Origin of the sequence: Butyricimonas sp. RTP31003st1_G1_RTP31003_210430 (assembly GCF_040920905.1) — a bacterium.
Taxonomy (GTDB): Bacteria; Bacteroidota; Bacteroidia; order Bacteroidales; family Marinifilaceae; genus Butyricimonas; species Butyricimonas paravirosa.
In genome coordinates, this window is the sequence record NZ_JBCOSQ010000047.1 from 1 (window position 1) to 20,048 (window position 20,048).

At 42.7% G+C, this 20,048-nt stretch carries 14 protein-coding genes and 2 pseudogenes; 2 read left to right on the forward strand and 14 right to left on the reverse strand.

What is annotated here, in order from left to right:
* The 6 genes and pseudogenes from AB5542_RS14295 to AB5542_RS14320 all read right to left on the reverse strand — a co-directional run.
* Window positions 1-253: pseudogene (locus tag AB5542_RS14295) on the reverse strand (hypothetical protein); the annotation flags it as partial.
* A gap of 9 nt (window positions 254-262) precedes the next feature.
* Complete coding sequence (locus tag AB5542_RS14300; RefSeq protein WP_288215226.1) at window positions 263-3,595, reverse strand: SusC/RagA family TonB-linked outer membrane protein; 3,333 nt, start codon at window positions 3,593-3,595, stop codon at window positions 263-265.
* Between the two features lie 164 nt (window positions 3,596-3,759).
* Window positions 3,760-4,914: a FecR family protein gene (locus tag AB5542_RS14305; RefSeq protein WP_087422425.1), complete on the reverse strand. Its 1,155-nt coding sequence runs from the start codon at window positions 4,912-4,914 to the stop codon at window positions 3,760-3,762.
* Window positions 4,915-4,950: 36 nt separating this feature from the next.
* Window positions 4,951-5,445: a sigma-70 family RNA polymerase sigma factor gene (locus AB5542_RS14310; RefSeq protein ID WP_162613864.1), complete on the reverse strand. Its 495-nt coding sequence runs from the start codon at window positions 5,443-5,445 to the stop codon at window positions 4,951-4,953.
* Between the two features lie 34 nt (window positions 5,446-5,479).
* A complete protein-coding gene (locus tag AB5542_RS14315) occupies window positions 5,480-6,052 on the reverse strand; it encodes a fumarylacetoacetate hydrolase family protein (RefSeq protein ID WP_087422427.1) in 573 nt (190 codons plus the stop codon).
* 37 nt (window positions 6,053-6,089) lie between these two features.
* Window positions 6,090-6,656: a nitroreductase family protein gene (locus tag AB5542_RS14320; RefSeq protein WP_087422428.1), complete on the reverse strand. Its 567-nt coding sequence runs from the start codon at window positions 6,654-6,656 to the stop codon at window positions 6,090-6,092.
* Between the two features lie 64 nt (window positions 6,657-6,720).
* Between AB5542_RS14320 and AB5542_RS14325 the strand changes: the two genes are divergently transcribed.
* Window positions 6,721-9,552 (forward strand): PD-(D/E)XK nuclease family protein, encoded by a 2,832-nt coding sequence (locus AB5542_RS14325; RefSeq protein WP_279037957.1) that lies wholly within the window; start codon window positions 6,721-6,723, stop codon window positions 9,550-9,552.
* A 191-nt stretch (window positions 9,553-9,743) separates the two neighbouring features.
* On the opposite strand, the gene AB5542_RS14330 is transcribed toward AB5542_RS14325, so the two are convergent.
* The 5 genes from AB5542_RS14330 to AB5542_RS14350 all read right to left on the reverse strand — a co-directional run bounded on the left by AB5542_RS14330 (window position 9,744) and on the right by AB5542_RS14350 (window position 16,765).
* Entirely contained in the window at window positions 9,744-10,217 is a 474-nt protein-coding gene (locus tag AB5542_RS14330; RefSeq protein ID WP_288215227.1) for a shikimate kinase, read from the reverse strand.
* The gene (locus AB5542_RS14335; protein WP_087422430.1) at window positions 10,218-12,848 is read right to left on the reverse strand and encodes a DNA gyrase/topoisomerase IV subunit A; all 2,631 of its coding nucleotides are present in this window, start codon (window positions 12,846-12,848) and stop codon (window positions 10,218-10,220) included.
* A 64-nt stretch (window positions 12,849-12,912) separates the two neighbouring features.
* A complete protein-coding gene (locus tag AB5542_RS14340) occupies window positions 12,913-14,745 on the reverse strand; it encodes a DNA topoisomerase IV subunit B (RefSeq protein WP_118304245.1) in 1,833 nt (610 codons plus the stop codon).
* 57 nt (window positions 14,746-14,802) lie between these two features.
* Entirely contained in the window at window positions 14,803-15,549 is a 747-nt protein-coding gene (locus AB5542_RS14345) for a biotin--[acetyl-CoA-carboxylase] ligase (protein ID WP_279037954.1), read from the reverse strand.
* A gap of 88 nt (window positions 15,550-15,637) precedes the next feature.
* Window positions 15,638-16,765, reverse strand: coding sequence for an ATP-binding protein (locus AB5542_RS14350; protein WP_270546399.1), 1,128 nt, complete (start codon window positions 16,763-16,765; stop codon window positions 15,638-15,640).
* Between the two features lie 422 nt (window positions 16,766-17,187).
* On the opposite strand from AB5542_RS14350, the pseudogene AB5542_RS14355 reads away from it, so the two are divergent.
* Window positions 17,188-17,309, forward strand: a pseudogene (locus tag AB5542_RS14355) (ATP-binding protein); the annotation flags it as partial.
* Window positions 17,310-17,867: 558 nt separating this feature from the next.
* Here AB5542_RS14355 and AB5542_RS14360 read toward each other — a convergent pair.
* The 3 genes from AB5542_RS14360 to AB5542_RS14370 form a co-directional block, all read right to left on the reverse strand.
* A complete protein-coding gene (locus AB5542_RS14360) occupies window positions 17,868-18,212 on the reverse strand; it encodes a LytTR family transcriptional regulator (protein ID WP_279037950.1) in 345 nt (114 codons plus the stop codon).
* A gap of 463 nt (window positions 18,213-18,675) precedes the next feature.
* Window positions 18,676-19,536, reverse strand: coding sequence for a fumarate hydratase (locus AB5542_RS14365; protein ID WP_279037947.1), 861 nt, complete (start codon window positions 19,534-19,536; stop codon window positions 18,676-18,678).
* Window positions 19,529-20,038 (reverse strand): fumarate hydratase C-terminal domain-containing protein, encoded by a 510-nt coding sequence (locus AB5542_RS14370; RefSeq protein WP_270543797.1) that lies wholly within the window; start codon window positions 20,036-20,038, stop codon window positions 19,529-19,531. Before AB5542_RS14370 ends, AB5542_RS14365 begins: the two co-directional genes overlap by 8 nt.
* Window positions 20,039-20,048 lie beyond the last annotated feature (10 nt).

A 20,048-nucleotide genomic window follows, 5' to 3' on the forward strand; every position in this document is an offset into this window, starting at 1 on the left:
TACTCTCCTCTGACGTTATGCTATAATACTGTGCCAGCACATCCATAAAGCTCATCGTCAAATTACCTCCATAAAGATTAGAAGAAACCATCTCGATATAAACCCCTAACAAGGCGGTTTTGAACCCGGATTCTTTCGAAAACAAGTCTGTTTCTTTCACTTCTGTTTTAGGCGATACATCCAACCAACTATCACACCCAGTAAAAACAGAAATAATTGTTACCAATAATAGTAAACGATATATCTTTTTCATATTTTATCATTAAAAAGTTATCCTCAAAGAAGTTCTAAACGCATGTGCAAACGGATAGTCCAACCCTCGCTCTTCCTTCACAGATGACCAACGGAACACATCCGTCATGTTAAACGATAGACGCAGACTTTCCACTCGGATGTTTTTCAACCAATTGCCATTAAAATCATATGACACATTCAAAGTGCTTAATTTCAACCAATTGTATTTTTCGACAAATCGACTAGTCGCTTGCGTTACTTCATTGTTAGCTACGTCTTTAAAAAAGGTTACGTCTCCCGGTTTCTGCCAACGGTCTTCCAGTACTCGCCGATCACAATTATAGCGTTTATCAGCATTCTCAACCCGATCCACCAACGTTTGGTTGTAAGTGTCTCCTCCCAAACTATAGGTAAAATACATGCTCAACGACAATCCTTTATAACCACCATTCAACGACACGTTTCCCTCAATCGTAGGGTCCGTACATCCTATCGGTTGCTGATCAGAAGAATTCCAAGTATCTGTCAGTGTACCATTGCGGGAAACAAAAATTTCTTTACCATTTGCCGGATTGATACCTTTAGAAGGAACTCCCCAAATCGTATTCAACGACTGTCCTTCAATGAAACGGACACGGGGTGCATTCATAACACTGTCATCCTGTACTTCATTCCATGCACGCAGACTGTTGGAAATCTTTTTCAGCTTATTTTTATTTCTAACGATACCAACACTCAAATTCATAAACCCGTCTTTATTCCGGAATACAGTTCCTCTCACCTTCAAATCAAAACCTTTATTTTCTAATTGTCCGATATTTTCCGTATAAGTGGTGAAACCTAAAGAGGGCGGTAAGGTAACGTCGGATAGCAAACTTTTGGAAGTGTTCACATAATAGTTTGCCGAAACAGCAAAACGACGGTTTAATATATCGAAATCAATACCTACATTACGCTGCGTGGTCTTTTGCCACTCCAGACTACGGTTTGCCATACCTTTCATGATTGCTCCGATTCCATAACGGTAACGATTGTTTACATCGTATTCATATTTGGGGATTGCTTGAAACGGACTGAAGGATTGAGATCCTACCCAACCCAAAGATGCAGTAATCTTCAAACGATTGATGAATTTTACACGATCCTTAATGAACGTCTCATTATGCAAATTCCAGCCGATACCTACCGAACCGAAAGGCGCCCAACGCGTATTCGCACCGAATTTAGACGATGCATCTGTACGTACAGATAAATCCAACAAATAGCGTTCTTTGAAAGAATAGTTCATGTTCCCAACCCAACCTATTAATCGTGAAATTTCATCTTTTCCTGTAGGTGTTGAAGACTTAGGATAAGATGCACCAAACACGATATAATCCAAATTTTCATCGGGGAATCCTTCCACCTTTACAGTATACTCTTCTTTCGACAAATCCTGCATATTCAAAGCGGCATTCACGTTCAACACATGGTCATGAATCTTTTTGAAAAAACTAAGGATCACACTGGCATCATATCCAAACTCCTTGCCTTCCGTCGCCTGGTAAGAACCACGACGATAATAGTTATCTCCCATCATACTACTAAAGTCTGTATGCTTCGCTGGCTTGAAGATAACACCTTCACTTTTTTGATGATGAATGGCAAAGTTCCCTTTCAATCGTAAGGCTTCCGTGATATACCAATCAATACTGAAATTATTGGTAAAATTACTATAAGAAGTCCAATCTTGCACATTCAACTGTGTATTATATAATGGGTTCGGCACTTTGTCAAAAGCTCCACGTGTATCATCTTCCAACAAATACAAATAATGCCCATTTTCATCTTTGTATGCATAATAAGGGTTAGCTTTAGCATATTCACTAAAACTACCATAAGGAGAATTGTCCGCATTCACGACATCGTACATTATCTGATTCCTGAACACAATCTTTTTCATCTGGTATTGTAATAACATACCGACACTAATTCTTTCACGTCCGGATTCTTTCATTACCCCTAAAGCATCTTCGTAGGATAAATCCAAAGAATAACGCATGGCGTTTTCTCCACCCTCCACGAACAAGGAATGTTTATGTCCTACCGCTACACGTAATGGTTTATTCAACCAATAAGTATTATTCCCTTGCTCTATCAATCTCTTTTTATAATTGTATTGCGCTTCTCGTTCTTCTAACAAGTTCGCAACCGTCGAACTATAATAACCGGCCGCCCGTTCCAATTCCAATTTTTCCTCTGCATCCAGCAAATCGTAGTCCCGCAAATCCGGAATATTGAACGATAAATCCATATTATAACTCAAGCGAATAGATCCTAGTTCCGGCATTTTAGTTACAATCACAACCACTCCATTCGATGCACGCGAACCATAAATAGCAGTTGCCGCAGCATCTTTCAACAAAGTCATTGACTCTATCCGGTTCGGATCTAAGTCAAATACTTTTTCTGCCGACACCTCAAAACCATCCATAATAAAAGTCGGCATATTAGGATCTCCTTCATACTCATTCTTCACGTTAGGCATACTTGAACTACCTCGTATTTGAAATTTGGGAACCACGTTGGGATTCGAGCCATCTGCAATATTCTCTAACATCTTAAAAGAAGGATCCAACACCGATAAAGCCGTCAGGGCATTCACCGGATTTACCTGTCTCAATTCCTCTCCACTGAAAGAAGTTGCTGTACCTGTAAAACTTTCCTTTGCTTTGTTGAAATATCCGGTAACGACAACCTCATCCACCTCTGTTACATCTTCTTCCATCGTAACATTTATCACGTTATTGTCTTTCACAACCACTTCCACGTTTTTCATTCCAATACATGAAAATACTAAAGTAGAAATTGACGATCCGGGAATGCTAATCGCATAGTTTCCATCCGTATCCGTGACCACTCCCGTAGTCGTCCCCTTAATAAGTACTGTTACACCAGGAAGAGGTTCTTTATTTTTATCAAGCACAGATCCCTTGATCGTTCTTAACCCATTTCCCGTATTTGTTTTATTGGAATTATACTTCACTGAAATATACTTCCCATCCGTGATCTCTGTTCTAGAAAATGGTTTACCTTCCAATACTTTATCTAATGCATCAAGTATTGATACCTCCTTCAAAGAAGCTGTTACCTTGTAATTCTGGACATGGTCATAAACGAACAGAATTTTATACGAAGACATCTTTTCCAACTTCTTCAACACTTCCATCAATGGCTCATTTTTAAATTCTACTGTGATATTCTTTTGTACCTGAGCATGAACAAAAGACATCGTGAACAAAAGACATACAAGCAATGTACCCCGAAGAGACATCTGCAAACACCCGTGTCGTTCACGAAAAAATAGGCTGATTCTTTTCATAAATCTGTTTTTGAATTTCAATAAAAAATTATTCATGTCGACATTTTTCATATATTCCGTTTAAAAATATAAATTAGGTACCCCCTCCCTCAAAAAAATGTAAAAAAAATTAGCAATTGCATACACAATTGCTAATCACAAATTCGACACAATAATTTATATACTCAATCTACAAATATTATATGTTCTTCGTAGGAAACTTTCGCATGGCTAACCGAATTCAATAATTCCAATGCTTTTTCTATCGGTTGATCCCGTTGCGCCCAAAAATGCAACTTCACATCCATCATCGAATCATTCCTGAAAACAACCTTTACATTATACCACCGACCTAATTCCCGCATAACACTTAACATCGACTCATTATCGAAATAAAAATACCCTTGCGTCCACAAAGAATAGTTATCCGTATCTACTTTTTTCACTTCAAAAGAACCATTCTCCAATAAGAAAGCATCCTCTCCCGGCCGAATGACCACTTCCTCAAACGAGCTCTCATTCTTCACTTTGACACTTCCTTGAAGCAACGTAACATGAGTATCCTCTCGCAAATAATTTCTCAAATTGAATTCCGTACCCAATACCTCGGTCACGATATCCCCCGATTTTACTCTAAAAGGTCGCAATGTATCGCAAGCTACCCGAAAAAAACCTTCCCCATACAACTCAACCTCCCGTTGATCTCCTTTGAAAAAATTCGGGTATATCAAACGGCTCCCCGCATTTAACCACACACAAGTACCATCCGACAAACAAAATTGATAAAAACTTCCCCCACACGTTGTCAAAGTATGCATCTCAGGATCCGCCATCTGTTCTTCATTCACATAAGTCAGCATTTTCTCTTGGCGCAACACCTTGCCTGAATTTTCCAGCAAGCTATCCATCCGGGAATCAGAAAGTATTATTTGTCGCCCACTACTCGTAGACAACATAACTTCAACAGAAGTCGAGTCCGGGGAATAAGCAACAAATTCCAGTCCTCCCTTCGGCTCACTAAAAACATAAAACCTCAATCCCCCCCACACCAATACCAAACAAGCTGCAGCAACAGCAACTGCCATCCATAACCGATATGACACCCTTTTACTATTCTTTTTTTGCTTACGTAAAAATTTTTCCCAAGCAACCTCCGGTTCTCCTCCTAACGAAGAATCCTCTCGAATAAAACACTTACGACAATCCTGTAATAAACGAATATCTTGAATATTGTCGGGATCCGATAACAATTCTTTCAAATCTTCATCCGTATTTTCAGAGGCATCTAAAGCATCAAGCAAATGTTCCTTCGAATCTATATTTTGTTTCTTATCGTCCATTTCACTATTTTTATAAAATATAAGCCTTTACCTTTTTTACGCAAATTCTTCTCTCAACAAACTCAATACCTTCATTATATGTTTTTTCACCGTGTTCACGCTAATTCCCAACTCATCTCCCACCTCTATATATTTTTTCCCTTGAAAATAACACCCTTCTAATACCTTACGTGTCTGAGGCGATAGAGTATTAATAACCTTCTGCACTCGTTCCAATCGTTCATCCTCATGTTCAGAAAAATTTTCAATTTCTGAATCTGTTTCCATAATTTCCAGCACATACTTTTCCACAATCTTGAGATGTCTCAACTGATTAATGCTCCTATGTCGCACCTGTTGAAAAAGAACCGCAACCCAATCAACGCTTTTCGATTGTTCATAACTTTTCCAAACGTACTCAAAAGCGTCACTTACAACATCTTCACTCGCCCCTCTATCATTAAGATAATAGTAAGCACATCGGTACAGCTGAGAGTAATTCTCCTTAAATAATCTTTCAAACTCGCACGTATTCCCTCGACTTTCTGACATAAACATATACACCAAACAAAACAAACGCAAATCTCTATTTTAGATAAAAATCTAATAATGTCCGATCCCCCAAACACATACTCAATCTATCCCCAATTTTTAAACCTCTTTGACGGAATGAATTTCCACAATAAATTAAATCTCCAATCTTCAACATGCAAAATTCCGATACCTTAGAAATTATTTTTTCCGGAGATAACAGCAATTCCCGTATTTTCATCCGATTAACTTCCAACCCATTCAACATAAAACGAAACTCCACCTCACTCAACTCGTTTTCCATCTTCTGCCATTCAGATATCGCCACCGCACCATCAAAAGAGAAAGCCATGGAGGAAGAAAGTCCTTTACCTTGTAATTCTCTTTCCAGATTATCCGCATAGAAACGGATTCCAACCCCCACCTCCTCGTAATACCGTCCGGCAAAACGCTCGGCCACGTGTTTTCCGATCTTCCCAACCCGTAATACTATTTGCGGTACACAACTCAACTCCGTGGCAAAAGCCGGAATATAGAAATCATCATTGTTTCGCAGGAGGGCATTATCGCCAATGACATTATAAGCAACCTCACCCGCCTCATTATACTCCGCACAAAGTAATTTCATCTCTACAATCCAAAATTTAGAATCAAACTTTCAATGATCACAGAATCACCAATTCATCCAAAGACCGTTTCGGCACGTGGTGAGATCCGTCCGTTTCCCGCCAGTACTTGTAATCACCGTCTTTCATCTCTTCCAACACCACCGTTTCCTTCGGTTTACCCAGTGCGATAACATACATGACTTTCAAATGCTCCGGCAATTGCAATACCTCTCGCAACGACTCGTTCTTGAAAGCCTTGATAATACAACCGCCATATCCTTTCTCCACGGCTCCCAACAATATAGTCTGTGCTTGAATCCCGTCATCACACAAACAGTTCTCCACGATAGAAGTATCCAACAATTGGATCAAATAAGCTGCCGGGCGTTCTCCCTCTTCCGGACCGTCCCAATCTTTTAGATAGCCAGCCCATGCTAAATTAGGAAACACCTTACCACACAAATCGGCATCCGCCACCACCTTGTATTTCAACGCCTGTGCGTTTCTTCCCGAAGCACAATACCGAGTCAGTCCGACCAATTCCGCCAATTCCTCCCGTGTGATCCGAACGTTCTGAACAAAACGACGGTAACTTCTATTTTTTAATAACAGTTCTTTCAGCATAAATCTATATTGAATCTAATGATTAAATTGTAAATTTGTTCCGAAACAAAAATAGTAATAAAATATGAATTCGTTTCTTCATCTCTTGGCAAAAGATCTGATTCAGAAATATGGCCACAATTTTGACAACCTGACCATTCTGTTCCCGAACAAACGAGCCGGACTATTCTTAGCTCAAGAACTGGCCCAACTGATTGATCGTCCCGTGTGGATGCCGGAAATACTGACGTTAAGCGAATTCATAGAACGCCAGACCGGACTGAAAAAAGCCGAAGAACTGACTCTTATCATCAAACTTTACAAGACCTATCAAGAATATGCCGGAACGACCGAACGTTTTGACGATTTCTATTTTTGGGGCAATATGTTACTTGGGGATTTCGATGACATAGACAAATATCTCGTGAACGCCAAAGACCTCTTTTCCAACATCACGGCATTGAGGGAAATTGAATCCGCCTTCCCCTACCTTACCCCGGAACAGGTGGAGTTTATTCAAAGTTTCTGGCGGAGTTTCAACTCGGAAAAATACAGTCGGGAACAACAGGAATTTCTAAACGTATGGGATAAACTCTACCCGACCTACACTCGTTTTAAGGCAAAACTACTCGATGAAAACTTGTGCTACGAAGGTATGGGGCAACGTCTATTCTGCGAACAACTCTCCCAACATCACACGGATCGTCAACTAATATTTGCCGGATTCAATGCCTTGAATCAATGCGAGAAACGGATATTTTCCTATTTTCGGGACAACCGACAAGCCCTCTTCTACTGGGATTACGACTTGTACTATTCGGCAAACGACAACCACGAGGCAGGCATTTATATCCGGGAGAACATGAAACTGTTCCCCAATGCCCTGGGACTGGAACATTTCAACAACTTCAGGTACAACGACAAAGCCATCGAGTACATCTCTGTTCCCTCAACCATCGGACAGGCCAAACTGATCCCGACACTGATTGAACAAATCCACCCGGAACGGCAAGATTCATACACGGATACGGCCATCGTCCTTTGCGACGAAAGCCTACTCACCCCAGTCATACACTCCATTCCCGACACGATCGACAAAATCAACATCACGATGGGGTACCCGGCACAGAACACGTCTGTTGCCGCCTTGATTGCCATGCTGGGAGATTTAAAGCATTATGCCAAGAAAGAGGGAGAAATGACCCATTATTACTACAAACCGGTCATCGCCCTATTGAACCATAAACTAATAAAAAGTTCCTGTTCGGAAGATATTCCCAAGATCACGAATTACATTAACACGAACAATATCGTGTACGTGGCAGAAAAAAGTCTTCAATTCAGCGAAATCACACGAGCCATATTCTCCTCGTCGGAAGAGAACTTACTCGATTACCTGTTGCGCATTTTGAAACAACTGATTGCTTCCATACAGCCCGAAAGCCATGAAGGACTAGCCATCGAAAAGGAATTTCTATTCACGATTTTCACGACGATTCAAGGCATTAAAAATACCTTTATCGAAGAAAATATTATCCCGGACAATAAGTTTTACCTGCAAATTATTCACAAGATATTACAAGGTGTATCCATCCCATTCTCCGGAGAGCCGCTAGAAGGAATGCAGATCATGGGATTGATGGAGACCCGTATGCTGGATTTCAAAAACCTGATTATCCTGTCTGCCAACGAGGGAATTCTGCCGAAAGGCGGACACGCCTCGTCATTTATCCCCTACAACCTGCGACTGGGATTCGGATTACCAACTCCGGAACACATGGATGCCCTTTTCGCCTATTACTTTTACCGCCTCTTGCAACGGGCTAAAAACATCAAACTATTGTACACTGATGTCACGAAAGGCATGAGTAGCGGCGAGATGAGTCGTTTCCTTTACCAGATAAAATACGAATCGGGACTACCCATCCGGGAAGTCCATTTCCAAAACAAAATATCGGTTCAGGACAACCCGACCATTTCCATCCCTAAAAATCCGTCGATCCTGGAGAAACTGAAAAGTTACACGGATGAAAACGAACGAGGGATTTCGCCATCCGCGCTCAACACGTACATGGAGTGTCACCTGAAATTTTATTTCAAATACATCGCCCGGATCAAAGAGAAAGAAGAGATGGCCGAAGAGCTGGATCACCGCCTGTTAGGGACTATTTTCCATCAAAGTACACAATCTCTCTACCAAACTTTCCCCGACGGGGAGATCACGGCAGAAGGTCTCGATGCCTTGATGAAAAACGATTCACTGATTGAACAACACATTCAGGCTGCCTACGAGAAGTTATACGACACGACCGTGTCCAAAATGCTGGAAAGCGGGGCCAATGACCTTGTTCTATCTGTCGTGAAAAAATACGTGAAGAAGGTTTTCGAATTTGATAAAACGTTATGTCCTTTCCACATCATTTCCATGGAAAGAAAATATCGTATGCCCGTCACGATTTCCGCTTTTGACCAGCCCACCGTGATCTACGTGGAAGGAGACATCGACCGGGTTGACCGGGTCGCCCAAGGAACCCGTGTCATAGACTACAAAACCGGAGCCGACAAAACCGATCTTAAAGACCTGCCATCCATCTTTGATTCAAACAACAAACAGCGAAATAAAGCGGCTTTCCAAACCTTGCTCTATTGCATGATGTACGAGTACGAAAATCCGGGTACAGACCCGATTCTTCCGGGAATATACAGCACGAAGTTGCTTTTCACACCGAATTACAGCTATCTGTTGAAGTGTAACAAAGAACCGATTCATCGCTTTAAACCATACGAACCGGAATTTCAAGATCTACTCGTGCAATTATTAGAAAAACTCTTTTCACCCGAAGTACCGTTCACGCAAACGGAATTACCGGAAAAGTGCCGTATTTGCTCATACAACGAAATCTGTAAACGGAAATAAAAGAAAGTTGGGATCATTCCGAAAAGAGTTCGGCGGGAAATAAGTCGGGATGGACGTTTCTCTCTCCATTCTCCTCCGTTTCAAAGCCACTTGAGCTGATCGAATATGATGGGTAGGGTACACGTCTTTAGTTGCCACGTACGGGCTTATTTCCCAATAAACACGCCCCGAACTCTCACGTGACACAGGTTCTATATCTGTTCTTTTGCTTTCAAATAAAAAGGAAGCCGGGATTCCAGATGTTCCCGGACAAAAAACTCCAACTCATTATCGGAATACATCGCCAACAAAGGCCGATTAGTGCGTTGCCGTTTCAAACGATCGACAATAACAAGAGATGACGTGTTCAAGAAAACAGTCGTTCCCTCTTGGTTCATATAATCCATATTGTCAAAGAAACAAGGTGTTCCCCCTCCCGTGGCCAGCACAAATTCATCCGTCTCGTTACATATTTCATGCAAGATTTCCCGTTCCCTCTTCCGGAAATACTCCTCTCCCTCCTTGGCAAAAATCTCCGAAATCGACCGTCCCTCTCTGCTCTCGACACTCTCGTCCAGATCCAGAAAAGGAAGTCCTTTATCTTTGGCCAATTCCTTCCCGAACGTGGACTTGCCACTCGCCATATATCCCACGATAAAGTACTTCATACTTTTCACTTCCGGCATTTATTCAAAATCCAACTTCATCTGCGTCTCGTCACTCAGCATATCCGGGTTCGTGATCTCGAAATCAATGTCGGTCGAAGCCGTTTCCTCGCTTTCCTCTTCCCCGCTATCCAAAGGCTCGATCTCGTTGATCTGTTTTACCTCGTAAGTCGTCACCCGCTTTCCGCGAGCCTTGTACGATTTCTCGGCAATAAACTCATCTGCAACAATCACCTCAGCCGGACGACTTTCGTAACGTCCACCAAACACAACCTCGAACCGGGGCCGCTTTTCACCGCTCAAGGCTACAAGATACGAACCTTCCGTTTCCCCGATAAACAGTGTATGACGAACCACATTCTCGAAGCGGAAACGCTTCAAGTAATAGAATTGTTGTTCCGCATCAAAGAAAACAGCCGACCAGACTTTCTCCGGTTCATACTTCTCAAGCACCGAGAATCCCTCCTCGTAGTGATTACTCAAATCATAATCCGTCGTGTAGTAAGTACCGTTTTTATTCACCACCAAAATCCGGTCCTCTCCCTGGAATTCTCCCAAGTAACGGCCACGCCCGTCAGTATTCAACCGCAATACATCCTCGTCAATCCATATCTTCCGACCACCCAACGTGGATGCTCCTTTCTGTACCAGCGAAATTTTGTGAATATCATTCTTACTCAACACGTTTCCCTGCGAGTCACGTCCCTTGATCGCCAAACCTGCAAAATCATACTCGAACACTAGTTTCTTCATGCCTGGTTTCGGTTTCAAGCATACCTTGATCACTTCGGCCTCCCCGTTCGGGTTAGCACTGAAATATAGCACCCGTGATCCCTGCGTACCTTTCGTCAAGTTATATTGCTTATCGCGGGTCGTTCCCGTCACGAAGAAACGTTTCACGTAAGACGGTCCCACCTTACCATCCCGGTAAGCCACGTTATATATCGTACGCTTATCATTCTTCTTGAACACATTCACGTACAGCACGTCTTTTCCCACGAACAACTTATCCGCCACCTTGGTCACGTAATACGTACCATCCTTCCGGAACACGATTACATCGTCAATATCCGAACACTCGCAGATAAACTCGTCCTTCTTCAAGGCCGTACCGATAAAACCTTCTTCCCGGTTGATATACAACTTTTCGTTTGCCACCACAACCTTCGTCGCCTCGATATTCTCGAAATTCCGAATTTCCGTGAGACGTTCCCGACCTTTACCGTACTTTTTCTTGATATTTTCGTAATAATTGATCGAGTAAGGAATAATATGCTCGATGTCAAATTTCACCCGGGCAATCTCCTCTTCCAATCCCTTGATATAATTCTCAGCCTGTTCCGAGTTGAACTTCAAGATTCGTTTCATCTTGATCTCCAACAAGAGCTTTATATCGTCATCCGTCACCGGACGAATCAATTCTGGCAAGAACGGTTCCAAGCGTTTCCGCACGTGAACCACCACCTGATCAATCGACTCGCTCTCCTCGAATTCTTTATCCTTATAAATACGTTCTTCAATAAATATCTTTTCCAGAGATGAATATTGCCAATCCGTCTCCAACTCGCCCAGCTTGATCTTCAACTCCAACAACAACAAGGCCACCGTCTCGTCCACCGATTTCCGTAAAATATCGGTAATCGGCATGAAAATCGGCTTATCATTCTCGATCACGCACGAGTTCGGAGAAACCGACAACTCGCAATCCGTACATGCGTACAAAGCATCTATCGTCTTGTCGGAAGAAACTCCCGCGGCCAGATATACCAAAATCTCGGCCGTTGCTGCCGTGTTATCATCAATCTTCTTGATCTTGATCTTTCCCTTCTCGTTCGCTTTCAGAATCGAATCGATCAAGGCCGAAGTCGTCCGTCCGAAAGGAATTTCCGTGATCCGCAAGATCTTATTCCCGGCGTCTTTCTCTATCTTTGCCCGAATTTTCACCACTCCCCCGCGCAACCCGTCATTATATTTCGACACGTCGATCATTCCCCCCGTCGGGAAATCTGGATATAAAACAAAATCTTCATTTTTCAAATAAGCGACACAAGCATCCAGCAACTCGTTGAAATTGTGCGGCAAGATCTTCGAGGCCAATCCCACAGCAATACCTTCCACCCCTTGCGCCAACAACAACGGGAACTTCACGGGCAACGTCACCGGCTCTCTTTTCCGACCGTCGTACGACAGCTTCCAGTTCGTTGTCTTCGGGTTAAAAGCCACCTCCAAGGCGAACTTCGAAAGACGTGCCTCAATATAACGTCCGGCAGCCGCATCATCTCCCGTCAGGATATTCCCCCAGTTTCCCTGGCAATCCACCAACAGGTTCTTCTGTCCCAACTGCACCAACGCATCCTTGATTGAGGCATCTCCATGCGGGTGATAAGCCATCGTACTCCCCACGATATTGGCCACCTTGTTAAACCGCCCGTCATCCATCTCCTTCATCGCGTGTAATATACGACGCTGCACGGGTTTTAACCCATCATTCACATAAGGCACCGCACGTTCCAGAATCACGTAGGAAGCATAATCCAAGAACCACTTCTCGAACATTCCCGACAAATGCTGAATCGACCGCACCCGGCCGTTTTCTTCCTGTTGCTCCGGCTCCACATTCTCTACTTCCCCGTTCTCTATTTCCTCGCTCATATTAATTGAAAATTGAAAGTTGCAATCTAAAATCTAAAATTTAAAATCTAAAATCATAAAATGGTTAGATTTCATCCTTCTCCACGTACAAATTATCTATAATAAAATCCTGCCGCTCGTTCGTGTTCTTTCCCATGTAATAGGATAAGATCGTACCAATCGGGTCCTGCTTTGTCATGCGTACCGGTTCCAAACGGATGTCTTTCCCGATAAACCCACCAAACTCGTCCGGAGAAATCTCTCCCAAACCTTTAAATCGCGTGATCTCCGGTTTCGGTCCCAACTGCTTGATCGCCTTCTCCCGTTCCGCATCAGAGTAACAATAGCGTGTCTCCTTCTTATTCCGCACCCGGAACAACGGGGTCTGCAAAATGTACAAATGCCCAGACCGTACCACATCCGGGAAAAACTGTAAAAAGAATGTCAACAACAATAATCGTATGTGCATCCCGTCCACATCCGCATCCGTGGCGATAATAATATTATTATAACGTAATTCTTCTATTCCATTCTCGATATTCAACGCTGCCTGCAAAAGATTGAACTCCTCGTTTTCGTACACGATCTTCTTGGTCAGCCCGTAGGAATTTAACGGTTTACCCCGCAAGCTAAACACGGCCTGCGTGTTCACGTCCCGCGACTTCGTGATAGACCCACTGGCAGAATCCCCCTCGGTAATGAATATCGACGATTCAGTCTTCCGCTCATGGTTGGAATTGAAATGCACCCGACAATCCCGCAACTTCCGGTTGTGCAGGCTCACCTGCTTGGCTCGTTCTCTCGCGATCTTCTGGATACCGGACATCGCCTTCCGCTCCTTTTCCGTCTCGACAATCTTGCGTAATAACAACTCTGCCGTGTCCGGATTCCGGTGCAGGTAATTATCCAGCTCCTTCGTCACGAAATCAAAAATAAAATTACGCACCGAAGGACCCTCCGGAGCTATATCTTTAGAACCTAGCTTTGTCTTCGTCTGCGACTCGAACATCGGTTCCTGTACTTTTATGCTGATCGCCGCAATAATCGAAGTACGAATATCAGCCAAATCAAAATCTTTCTTGTAAAAATCACGGATTGTCTTCACCACGGCCTCCCGGAAAGCAATCAAGTGCGTACCTCCCTGCGTCGTGTGCTGACCGTTCACGAAAGAGTAGTACTCCTCCCCGTACTGCCGTCCGTGTGTCATTGCCATCTCAATATCATTTCCCCTCAAATGAATGATCGGGTACAACCCCTCCCCACTCATATTCTCTGACAACAAGTCATACAACCCTCTCTTGGAATGTAATTTCTGACCGTTGAAATTGATAGTCAACCCGGAATTCAGGAACACGTAATTCTTGAACATGGCCTCCAGGTAATCCATGATGTAATGGTAATTACCGAACAACTCCTTGTCTGCAATGAAAGTCACCAGCGTACCATTCGGTTCCGTAGTCGGGGCCACCTCCTGATCTTCCACGATCAGCGCCTTGTTGAATCGCACCCGTTTCGTCTCCCCGTCCCGGAAGGACTGGATGATAAAACTCTCGGAAAGGGCATTCACGGCTTTTATACCAACACCGTTCAATCCCACGGATTTCTTGAAAGCCTCGGAATCATACTTGGCACCCGTGTTCATCTTCGAGGCCACGTCAATCAATTTACCCAACGGAATTCCTCGTCCGAAATCCCGTACCGAAACTGTCCGTTCCTCCACCTTGATAATAATCTCGCTCCCCGCTCCCATCGCAAACTCGTCAATACTATTATCCACCACCTCTTTAACCAGTATGTATATTCCATCGTCCATTGCCGCTCCGTCCCCCAATTTTCCGATATACATACCGGGGCGCAAGCGTATATGTTCCCTCCAGTCCAGCGTCCGAATAGAATCTTCCGAATAGTTCTCTACCATAAGTTATCCATGTTTTGCACAAAAATAATCAAAACTCCGCAATTTAAAATCTAAAATCTAAAATTTATAGGAGATTTCCTTAAAGCCATATACCCGCTCATTCCCCTCCACGTCCTCCAACACCAGCTGTCCGAACTCGTTTACTCCCCGAATCGATGCCCGGAACATTCCCCGTTCATCTTCCCAATCATACACTCCCTCCCGACGGTACAACACCTTCAAAAAATCACGTTCCAATCCCTCGTAATCCCGTATTGTTTCATATCGCTTTCCAATACAATCCAGCAACTCCTCCAACGCACGCTTCACGGGAATTTCCTTCCCGATCAACTGAAACAAGGAAACCGGATTCGGTGCATCCGACAAGAAACGTTCCTGATTAATATTCACCCCGATACCGCACAAAGAACCTCCCACGTAACGCCCCATGATGGAATGTTCGATCAATATTCCGGAAATCTTCCGATCCCCCACGTAAATATCATTCGGCCACTTCACGGAACACCCGCTCACGTAACGGGAAATAAAATCACAAGCGCCCAAGGCAATCACCATCGACACGGCAAACTGTTGTCCTGCCGATAATTCCCGCGGCTTAAACACCACCGTCATGGATATATTCTTCCCCGGCTCGCTCTCCCAATGATTCCCGACTTGTCCCCGTCCCTGCGTCTGCCTGTATGTCAAAATCACCATCTTATCTTCCAACTCGCTCCACCCCACACGTTCTGCTTCCGTGTTCGTGGACTCCAACTCCTCGTATTCCCTCACCCGAAAACCGCTAACTTGATATTCTTGTATCATACTTACCACATTTGTTTTTTCAAGCCAAAAGTAACTTTTTCCACCCAATTGCACAACTTTGTGTAACACACATCTGTATCATTCCCCCTCAATATTCGAGCAAAAACGAATCACAATTATCCCGATGTATCACTTGGAAGTCGCTATTTTCGTATGAATCTAAAAACAAACGAGGAATTTTCACTTTCTGATCAGGATTCCATTTAAATTCATATCCTGTTATTTTTCCATCTCGTTCCTCCACCAAATCAATTTCTTTTTGTTCTTTTGTTCGCCAAAACCATGAATTGCCCCACAAACGATTATACTCCAAAAACTTTTTCCTTTCTGATATTAAAAAATTCTCCCACAAAGCACCCCGATCAGCTCGTCCCTCAATTTGATTAAAATTGGCAATTAAAGCATTCCTGATACCGTTATCATAGAAGTATATTTTCTTACTGGTTTTCAGTTCATTTCTTAAGTTTCGACTAAAAGAATTCAATCTGAAAATAACATAAGACTGTTCTAACAAAATAACATATTTCTCCACCGTTTTTGAATCCAAGCTACACAATTGAGCCAATTCATTATAAGAAACTTGGCTACCTACCTGAAAGGCAAGAGCCTGTAACAATTTGACCAGACTATCAGGCTTATTGATTTGATCCGACATCAATACATCTTTATACAAATAACTATCAGACAATAATCTTAAAATCTCCCGTTCTTCTCCCGGACGCATCACGACTTCCGGATAATAACCAAAGATCAGACGATGCGGGATCATTCTTTTCTCATCTAGTAATCCATGCTCATCTACCATCTCGCCAAAAGAGAGCGGGTACATCTTGTACTCCCATTTTCTCCCGGTCAAAGGTTCTCCCGTTTTGGTCGCCAATTCAAATGCAGAACTTCCTGTAGCGATCAATTGTACATCTTTTATTTGGTCTGTCACCAACTTCAAACGTAAACCTATATCAGGAATTCGTTGAGCTTCATCAATAATGATTATTTTTTTACGACCAAACATTGCCTTCAAACGAGTTGCCGAAACCCCTTCAAACAACGCCTGTACATCCAACTCATCGCCATTTAGCCACATAACATCCTCCCGACCTTCAAAAAGCTCTTTCAATAAAGTTGTTTTCCCAACCTGTCTAGGGCCCATTAACAATATCGCCTTACCATCAAAAAGCCTCTTTTCTATAATATCCCGTAACTTCCGTTTGATCATAATTGCTCTATATTTTCTCCAAAAATACAACTTTTTCGGAATCAATTCCAAAAATTCTTCAACTTTTTCGGAATCAATTCCAAAAATTTTTCAACTTTTTCGGAATCACCTCGAATTTCATCGTATTTATAAACAAAAAAGCCCCGGAATTTCCGAGGCTCAATTCTTTATACAAAATTTCAAATCACTTCACGACCAAGTGTAACTTGAACAAGCTTGCAAGTCTTGTCGCGGGATACTGAATTTCGCGTCACGGGTGGGCCAAAAGAGACTGGTTAACGCTTGCCGGTGGGCTTACAACCATGGCTTGTACAATTACCCTGCCATAGAAGAAATACTGAAAAACAGGCAAGATGAATTACCCCTGGAAGAAAACGAGAATGATAACGGGCAAAAGAGAATACCTGCGCACGAGAATATAAGGGGAAAAGACTATAGCGGATGCTGTCCTGGATAGAATCGTTCACCAGGCTATCCGGATTGAATTACACGGGGACTTTATCAGAAAATTGCAAGCTAAAAGATAAAATCACTATATTTGTGAATAAAATTTAATAATAATAATGGCATACCTGTAGAATTTTATGCACGTGTACAAAGAGATGATCTGGCTGTTTTTGGGGAAAATTTAAAGAGGGACAATTTAAGTTGGATTCTAGGGGGCAATTACATTGGAATTTTCAGTATATAAATACCTAAATTCATTAGTGTCCTGTACATCGTTTGGATTTACAAATATAAAGAAAGAATTTTGATTCCCCGCCCTACTTATCCCAAAAAACGATTAAAACGATATCCGACTCACGAGGTATTTGATCTTGTATCCCTCCTCCTGTAAAACGGCAAACCTCTTTACCTAGCTCTCTAATCACATTCTGTAACGCTCCCATAATCTTTTGCAATTTTTAATTGTATTCCCAAAGTACATCCCGGAACGCCCTTTACCAACCAAATTATCCGAAAGCCCCGATTTATCATCTGAATCCCCGGAAAATTTATCTAAACAAAACTTCCCTTGAAAGGTCACCTCACAAGAACGATTAACAACTCTTATCTTCTATATCCCTTCATTCTATTGCACCTTCTTCCTGCACTTCAATTCCTAGAACAGGAAACACCCGAACACCTCTTCCCGGTAAAGTGGACTCACGGGCAACACCCAATCAGCAATGCAGATCGCCTTACCAATAAACCCTTCCACAGCCCAAAGGTTCACGATATAACTCCGGTGAACCCGACGGAACATATCCCTCGGCCACCAAGGTTCCACCACGAAAAGAGGGTATGTAATCAAAAGCCGGGGCTTATCCCGACGATAAATATAACTATACCCCCGAAGCCTCCACGTACAAGACTTCCGAGTAAAAACACTTCTCCACACGTTCTCCCTGACGTACAAAAAACAATCTCCCACGAGACGTTGCGATTGATCATTCGTTTCTTTCACAACTTCTTGATTTCATATCTCGCGAAATAACCTTTTCACCTGCAAACGCCCCATGTGGCGAAACTCTAAAAAACAAAAAGGGTATAACAAAAGCATTTACAACTTTCGTTATACCCTCTGACGGGAAAAACATCAACTTAAAAGTTACTTCAGAATCACATCCGTCCAATCTATTCTATACACACGTTCCATACCTTCACGCTCTACTTTCATGAACTGATAACTCACAACAAACTTTTTCTCAAAACCGCACATTCTATCTTGCAGAACTCTTCCTAGTTCATGTAGCCATATTCATTTAAGAACAAACGAACTTTTGAGGCGTAGAAGCCTTCTTCTTTCTTTTTATTGTTCATGAGCCACCATGTTTTTTTAACTCGTAACGAAACTATCGATTCGGATGATGCCAATCAATACGACCTAAAGTGACAACTTACCATTCTATTCATCGCTTTGTAAGTGATCACTCAAATTCAACACTCGCTATCCTTGGCTCAAAGCAGCAGTTCGGACGAACACAGACAATTCGAACGCCACTTGCACGCTGTGGTCCCACCTTCATAAAAGTTGCGATCACGCTTGTCTTACCATGAAGACCAAGAGGTCCAATATTTGCTTCATTCACACGTCTTGTGATTTCCTGTTCCATCTCACTTTGAAAATCATATCTACCATCCACTTGTGCCTGAAGCATCATAGATGTAGCCTCAAAATGACTTCTCCCAACACCTACAGCCAATGTACACGGTGAACACCCAAGCTGAGCAACAGCTTCTGTCGCCCAACTCACGATTTCATCCAACACCACCCGCGTATTGTGCTTATGGAATACACGATAGGTTTTTGCTCTAATCGCAGGACCGCCACCAAACATCAGAATATGCAATCTGATAACATTGTCTTGACAACGTCGGAGCAATATCGGGGCTGGCTCCACTCCGGCACTATCCGTATTCAGGCCACCAGACTGGTCTATTCTATGACTGTCATCTCCCATAATGCCCATGGGGCGTCCTGGAAGTTTACGCAGACCTTCAGCTATTCCTTCCCTAATAGCGTCTAACATCCGACCTGTAACTGCCACATCCCGGCCAACTTCCAGTACCATATGTGGAATGCCGGTATCATCACAGAGCGGACAATGATTTTTCTCCGCAGCTTCCGCATTTGCAAGTATGGTCTCCAAAACCCATTTAGCTTTCTTATTATCTTCCGATATAATTGCTCTTTTATAAGCTTCCTTTTTATCCTCACGAAAAGTAGAGCCAGCCTCTACAATGGTTTCGCAAACAAGTGAAACTATCTCCTCAAAACTCTTATTCATAGATGCTCCTCCCGTGTGCTGCCGCAATAATAGCCGGATATCGTACTACCTTCAATTGATATAACGCTTCCATACCAAGTTGTGGAAAAGCCACTAGTTTTTGTTCAATGGTTTTATCTGTAAGCAAAGCTGTCACGGGTGGAATAACCGCATAAACAGCATTATACTTATTTAGGGCTTCCACCGTTTCCTTATGGATCGCTCCCTTTCCAAGATGTAGTTTGATTCCTGCTTTACTTAACGGCTCAATACTACTTTCAATCTCTAATTTATTACTGGATGTCGGTCCGACACCAGCAGGACTAACTGCTGTATGAAAGATGACATTTCCCGGTAGAGAAACACCAAGTTCATTTATTTTGCCCTCTTTTACCATTTCTACTACCATAGGTAATACAGCGTCACGACCACAGAGAATACAACCTGTAATAGTAACAGTATCTCCAATTTGCAAGCCGGCCGCAACCTCTTCTGTGATAGGTGTATGTATTTCAATATTCATAATATTCTTC